Origin of the sequence: Sphingobacterium sp. IITKGP-BTPF85, assembly GCF_001006065.1 — a bacterium.
Classification (GTDB): domain Bacteria; phylum Bacteroidota; class Bacteroidia; order Sphingobacteriales; family Sphingobacteriaceae; genus Sphingobacterium; species Sphingobacterium anhuiense.
The window spans coordinates 1-6,354 of record NZ_ASZT02000210.1; the positions used below are offsets into that span (position 1 = coordinate 1).

Sequence of the window (6,354 nt, forward strand, 5' to 3'; positions counted from 1 at the left end):
AAAATGATTAATCTCAATATGGATTCATATTTCGAATCTTTATATTCATCAAAGAACGATAAGAAATTATCAAGTTGCAATTCGGCGGTTTTCTTGAGACAAGTACCTAATAGGTGATAAACATATTCTTGGCCGTCGAAGTAATCTTCTTCGCCATCCAAATCAACATTGTTGAATACCCAATCACTAATCAACAATCCAAGATTACATCGACAATCAGTTTCCAAATAAGATAAGACACATTCTAACAAAATTGGGAACAGTTTCTCTGGACATAGGAGTGTTATTTTTTTTAAAACTTCATTTCTTTGGTTATCAGAATTTCCTTTGGGATGTATTAGGCTCTTTGACAGGTTACGCGCAAGCTGCTTAACTACGTACTCCGTATTATTTGGTAATATATTGTCTAGCACATGATAATAACCAAAGGATCATTCTCCTCAAAGTCTAAACAGCTCTCAAAAAGCTGAATACTAATTGGATTGCTCCAATCTGTTATAGGATAAAGAAGGTCTTGAATTTTTGTTTTATCTGGTATTGTTGCCACTATTTCCCATGCCTTTTGGGAGTTGTATGAAATGATTTGATTTTGAAGCTTGTAGAATACTTGACGTATTTTATGAATCTCAATATTAGAAGAAATATTTGTGGTGTCATTTTTTAACAACTCTAAATACCCCTGTTCAATTATAACATCAAACCATACTTTTCCATTAGCCATCTCTAGGAATAACAATTCGCAGTGAATATCTTTTCTAATAATTGTTTTAATAAAACTGATTTCATCATGATGAGGTGTTTCTAATGATATTATTAAGGAAAACACAATCTGTTTAATATGGAAGAGTATTTCTTCGTCGTCAAAAAGGGAATAGATATATTTAATGTACTGCTCGAAATCATATTCTCTTAGGTAAGTGAAGGTCATTTTTACAGCAGATCGAATATGAATAGACTGGTTCGCATCTTTGATATATTCGATTACATCTTTTTCGTTTTCAACTAACTGTTTAGAAAATACAAAGTCGTAAAACGATTGATGAAAAAACTGTATTTGGTTTTCCCCTCTTTTAAGTAGCCTTTCGCTTTCTAGGTAACTTAGTTCTTGCTGATAATCTTCATATTTAAAAACAGGAACAGAAATCCTTTGCTTTGAAAACATATCGTTCACAATCGTATATAAAAGCCTTTTACTGAAATACAGTCTTGGAACTTATTTGTTCTATTCGTTATTTCAGTAACTTTCTGACGCCAGAGCTCAAAATATAATCCATGAAGCGATATTGATTGAATACGACTTGTCCCATTTATTGCAATCTGTAAAAAAACGTCTAATTGATTAGGCACTTTAAGCAGCTGTAATAGCTTTATTGATAGCGTGTCCGGATTTATATGTGCTTTTTTTAAAACTGCAATAACTTCCTGATCGTCCAACTGATTTACATGGATGGTTTTCGAATCTTTGTAATATTGAAGTGACGGATCGTAATTAAGTTCATAGGGTCTTACAGACAGTATCACTTTGACGTCATCATCATCTAGAAAGACATCAAGGAAATTTCTGAATACATTCAAAAATCTACGGTCAGACGACATGGATTGCGATAAGGCGTCGATCTGATCGATCAAAATTACAATTTTTGAAAAGTGCTTTTTAGATTCTTGGATAAATTCAATTAGTGGGAGGGGAGTACTTATGTTGTTTTGTAAATCATCTATTGAGGTAGGGTACAATTTGTCTGCTTTCAAACCTAGCACGGCTATATTTTCATCGAGACACTTATCATACAGATCCTTTAGTATAACAGTTTTTCCGTATCCGGCAGCCCCTACTAAAAGACATATGTTGTTATGTTTTTCCGTTTTACTATTGTCGTTTATCACCCAATTATATAATTGCTCTGTTTCCTTACGCACTATATGTGAGTTAGAGACGGAGCTAAATTCATTATTTTCAGCGGATAGACTTACTGAGGATGTTCGAAGCGCATTAATCACTTCTTGACCTGTCAAACTTGGTTTTATTAGATTTTTAATTCATCTAATTTAGATGAATCTATTACTGTTCTTACCTCAAAAAAGAGTGGAACTAAATGTGATAGGATAGGAGAACTCAATTCTATGTCTAAATCCTGAGCATAAATGCTCTTTACAGTTATCTTAGATAGCTTTTCCTTGAAGGAGTTTATATTGAAATTAATCTTTAAACTTTGCAACGTAGGCTTATCTAAGCATTTATCAATCCATTTACATAATTGCGATTCATTTCCAATAGCATTTTTGAAATCATGGATAAAATCGGTACAGTCGGCAGTAAGTCCATTTGCAGTACAGATGAAATAGGTAAAAGTAGAGTAGTCATTGACTAAGTTATCATCAATCATACTGTATAGTATGAATTTGGTGATTTCTAATCCTAATTCATTTTTTGAATATGGATTTTTGTATAGTTTACATTGTATTACACCATCTGCCTTACCGTTTTTATAAAGGACACAATCTCTTCCTTTGTCGCGAACTCCTGTCAACAGACTAATTGCATCATAGGGGGAAAACTCGTCACCATCTATTTTAGATTTATAGATAGAATAGGTGAGCTCTTCAAATCTTCGGTCGTCTGCTATTTGACCAAATGGATACCCCGTATTGGCTAATGCAGAAGGTTTTACTGATTCAGGGAAAGATGTTACTTCTGGTGTTTCAAATTTCAACATGGGAATTTGCGTAAATGATAAAAAAATGGCGGTGATTTGAATACGGCAAAGCTGCTTTATTAAATCGCTAAGTTTAAGATAGTGTAGATGTGAGGCTTTTAGTTATACTATTTGATTGTTCGGACGTAAAATTCAACATTTTCTTTTTTCATAAAATTCGCATTTTTAAAACATTTTTTGTTTAATTACCTCTTCCATAATTTTTTAAAATGGATCAATTAATAACCGAAAAAGTTTAATTTCTGTGTATTTTTAAGATAATCTGGAGGTGTGAGCGATAGATTACCTATGTGATTTCCTTGTGAGTCTAATTTTTGAACATCAAATTGTGCCTGTTGGAAAACTCTTAAAATAGATTCTGATTGGCATGCAATAAATGTTTCAAAATATATTGGTTCAAAGTAAATATTCTCAACATGAGCAGCAAGTAGTACAGTTAAATCTGATTTAAAGTTGTTCCTTGACTGTAGTTGACCTGCGAGCTCCTGATAAAGATTTTCATCCTCTTTAAGATAGCTTAATAAGCAATATGTTTTACCATTGTCAGGAAAAACTGTAATGTAAATATTTTCCATCCTATTTTCGGAATGTGGTATGGAATTGCCTTCAAAGTCAAAGTCTAAATAAAATCCTGATGAAACAGCTATTGGGTAATACAATGGTAATTCTATTACATGTGTTTTAATTGCCCCATAGTCATTTTCTAAAATAGCTCTATCAAAATGCTTTCTATTTTCTTCAATGTCAATGTCAGATTGAGAACCAAAATTTGCAAAATGAGATGCCTCTATTTTTTATGAGATATCATTACAAATGCACGATATGCATACAAAAAATTCTGTTCTGGTGTACCGGTATAATTTGTGATTTCAATAGGACTAAACATTGCGTCATGAAAGTTGCAAAATCCCCAAAATATTGACGCTAGTTTTTTTCCAACATTTTTCCCCTTAAACCCAACTTCTTCTCTTGAAAATGTGGTAACATGTCCATCTTTAGCTATTTTACTTAAAACGCCATTGTTTTGGATTGAATGAGCTGCACTAACAAGAATTTGTCCAGACTTATCTACCTTACATGTTGCTGAAGCAGCCTCAGGATGCCAACATTTTTTGATTGTTCTTGTCCTCTCCTAAGCATTTCTCTAATGATGATGGGAAAATCTTCTTCACTAATGTCTTTCAAACCAAGATGTTCGAAAATTTTATAGTCAGAAGCTTTCCTAGTATTGATAGGAGGTAATTTAGCTGTAAGGCGTATGACTTCTTCAAAATTATCTGGTGTTAAACCTCCTTTTCTAAAATCTCTGGCAATTTCAAAGAAAGTCTTGAAGTTGATCTGTGGGTGTTCAGTTTGGAATAGAAAGTTAGCAATCATGAAGCGTATGTTTTATAAAAAATTTACAATATATTTCCTGTAAGTAAATTAAAGGTTCAGTTTTCTTTTACTGAAAGTATTTGATAAGATTATTTCAATTGATTAAGCTGTTTTGCGACCTGTTCTTTCTTTTTTAATTTTTCTTTTAACTCTATTTGTTCATCAAGAATTATCTCGATGCATTTTTCAATAATTGGATACATAGTTAGGCATTCATTTTCTGAAAGTTCATGAATCCCCTTGCTTAATACGGAATAAATCTTTTTGTTTTCAACTAAAAAGTCAGAAATTTCTCCCCTTAGTAGGTTTAGCTTTTCTTTGAAGTCTTTCTTTGATAAATCTTCTTCAGTTATTTTTTCTTGGCTAATTAGTTTTTTGAGTTCTGGTTTTACAATATGGTTTTCAATTATTCGTCTTAAGTAGACAAATGATCCGATTCCGACACCATGAGAGAATAAACCTTGTCCTTTGCTAAGCTCTAGAAAGATATCATTGTCCAGTTTCTTGTATTTACTTAAATGTCTATTGGTAAGATCTGCAACGGATGGATATTGGGCTATTTTTACAAAATGGCTATCATAAAATTTAAACGCAACGACAAAATTATGTTGACTATTACTTTTTTCACGACTGCATTCAAATTCACGTACAATTATATTCAAATTAGACAGCCAATGCTTTTTACCTCCATTAAGACTATTTAGTCCGAAAGGATTGTCATTTCCCAATTGGCTATTATTATACGTTTGTTCGAAAACGTAATTTTCTGTCTCACAAATTGCGGAAAATACACTTCTTTTTTACAGATAGGGCAAAAAACATCTATCGTTTTTTTGCCACACTATGTGAATTAAATAAGATATCTAATTCTTCGTGTTTAAAATCTGCATACTGGTATTTAAGAAACAATCCGTCAGAGTATAGTATGTTGTTGATTTTTGTTTCCATGTAGTTCTTTAAATCCTTGTCCATTACATATTGTTTGAAGAATGTATTTCCCTTGTATTCTTTTAATTTTTTCTCTCTTGATATCTGTGATTATCCTCTATTACCCATAAACTTTGGCTCCTTTGAAAATATCTACAAATTTTGACCATGCTGGTATATCTTCGCTGATACTTTATTTGTATTGTTTGAGTTATTATTTATTCGCTACTTGATATCTTTATTAGTATTCTCAAATTCGACAAATAAATCAGCTAATGAAATTTTTTCAAATTTACATAGTTTAAAAAGTGTAGATAATGGGACATCGTATCCTATACCATCCGTGATTCTTGTAAGAGTGGAACTTCCAATATCGCTTTTTTCAGCATACATATTTCTTGAAACTTTTTTATTATCGATTTTGTAAGGATCACAAAATTTGTTTTTTAAAAAATTAACAAGATTTTTTTGATATTCTTCTAGCTCTTCTGATGTTTTCATTGTCAAAATTTTAAAAATTAAAATAAATCGGTCGATTTGTCGACCAGTTGATTTTTTATCATTATATTTGTATAACTAATTGATATTAAGCTGACCTCTAGGAGGACAGTCGAAATAATTTACGAGACTCGATGCTTGACTAACGACCACTTTCGAGACAGTAAGAATTGCCCTTTCAAAGGAAAGTACTATCTTTGTGCTTCCCTTAAAGGGAGGGCATGCCTTACTGGAAAGCTATTGTGGTGGTCGTTATCAAGCACTTTGGTGAGTACAGTAAGGCATTGCTCTTTTTATACTTCCAGACTGTCTTGTTCACATAACCACTATTATTATGACAGAACGATTCAAAACTAACCACAGAACCAACACGGACCTGATCAAGGATTATTGTCTCCGGTTCGCACATTTTAACTTAAAAAAGAACATATCCTGCGCGCCAGAATAGGGCGTTTAGTAAAACATAAGTGTAAATAGGATAGGGGAAGTTTGTTCCAAATCTAAAAGGCGCATTTTATTAAAAGCATGGGGTAGCGACCATACTTAATACAAAAAATGACGTTCTAATAAGGTTAAAACTAGCTTGTTCCCATACTATTATGGCTTGTGTTACCGACTTCATTTTGATATACAATTGCTTGCATAGGCTAAATTGGATCGGATTTTAACGTGTTGCAACTTAAAATTACACTTTTCTAGTCATAAAGCAAATTATTGTCATCAAGTTTTATTGAATTACATCAATAATGGAAAGTCGGTTCTTGTTCTTTAACCCAAATAATGCAATAATGAAGACCATTATATAACCAATTGACGACGACGTAAAATTGCATTTTTT

8 protein-coding genes are annotated in these 6,354 nt (G+C 32.2%); all 8 read right to left on the reverse strand.

All coding sequences use genetic code 11. The annotated features are described in order from the left end of the window. A partial coding sequence (locus tag L950_RS34540; protein ID WP_231577836.1) for a hypothetical protein occupies window positions 1-197 on the reverse strand: 197 nt, incomplete at its 3' end. A 209-nt stretch (window positions 198-406) separates the two neighbouring features. Further along, window positions 407-1,162, reverse strand: coding sequence for a hypothetical protein (locus tag L950_RS23685; protein WP_156169839.1), 756 nt, complete (start codon window positions 1,160-1,162; stop codon window positions 407-409). 5 nt (window positions 1,163-1,167) lie between these two features. Continuing rightward, on the reverse strand, window positions 1,168-2,013 hold the full coding sequence (locus L950_RS23690) for an AAA family ATPase (RefSeq protein WP_021191032.1): 846 nt from the start codon (window positions 2,011-2,013) through the stop codon (window positions 1,168-1,170). An 11-nt stretch (window positions 2,014-2,024) separates the two neighbouring features. After that, window positions 2,025-2,714 (reverse strand): hypothetical protein, encoded by a 690-nt coding sequence (locus L950_RS23695; protein WP_021191033.1) that lies wholly within the window; start codon window positions 2,712-2,714, stop codon window positions 2,025-2,027. A gap of 218 nt (window positions 2,715-2,932) precedes the next feature. After that, entirely contained in the window at window positions 2,933-3,373 is a 441-nt protein-coding gene (locus L950_RS23700; protein WP_156169840.1) for a hypothetical protein, read from the reverse strand. 409 nt (window positions 3,374-3,782) lie between these two features. After that, window positions 3,783-4,091, reverse strand: coding sequence for a hypothetical protein (locus tag L950_RS23705; RefSeq protein ID WP_021191036.1), 309 nt, complete (start codon window positions 4,089-4,091; stop codon window positions 3,783-3,785). A gap of 89 nt (window positions 4,092-4,180) precedes the next feature. After that, a complete protein-coding gene (locus L950_RS23710) occupies window positions 4,181-4,819 on the reverse strand; it encodes a hypothetical protein (protein WP_021191037.1) in 639 nt (212 codons plus the stop codon). Window positions 4,820-5,243: 424 nt separating this feature from the next. Further along, the gene (locus L950_RS23715; protein ID WP_021191038.1) at window positions 5,244-5,519 is read right to left on the reverse strand and encodes a hypothetical protein; all 276 of its coding nucleotides are present in this window, start codon (window positions 5,517-5,519) and stop codon (window positions 5,244-5,246) included. Between the last annotated feature and the right edge of the window lie 835 nt (window positions 5,520-6,354).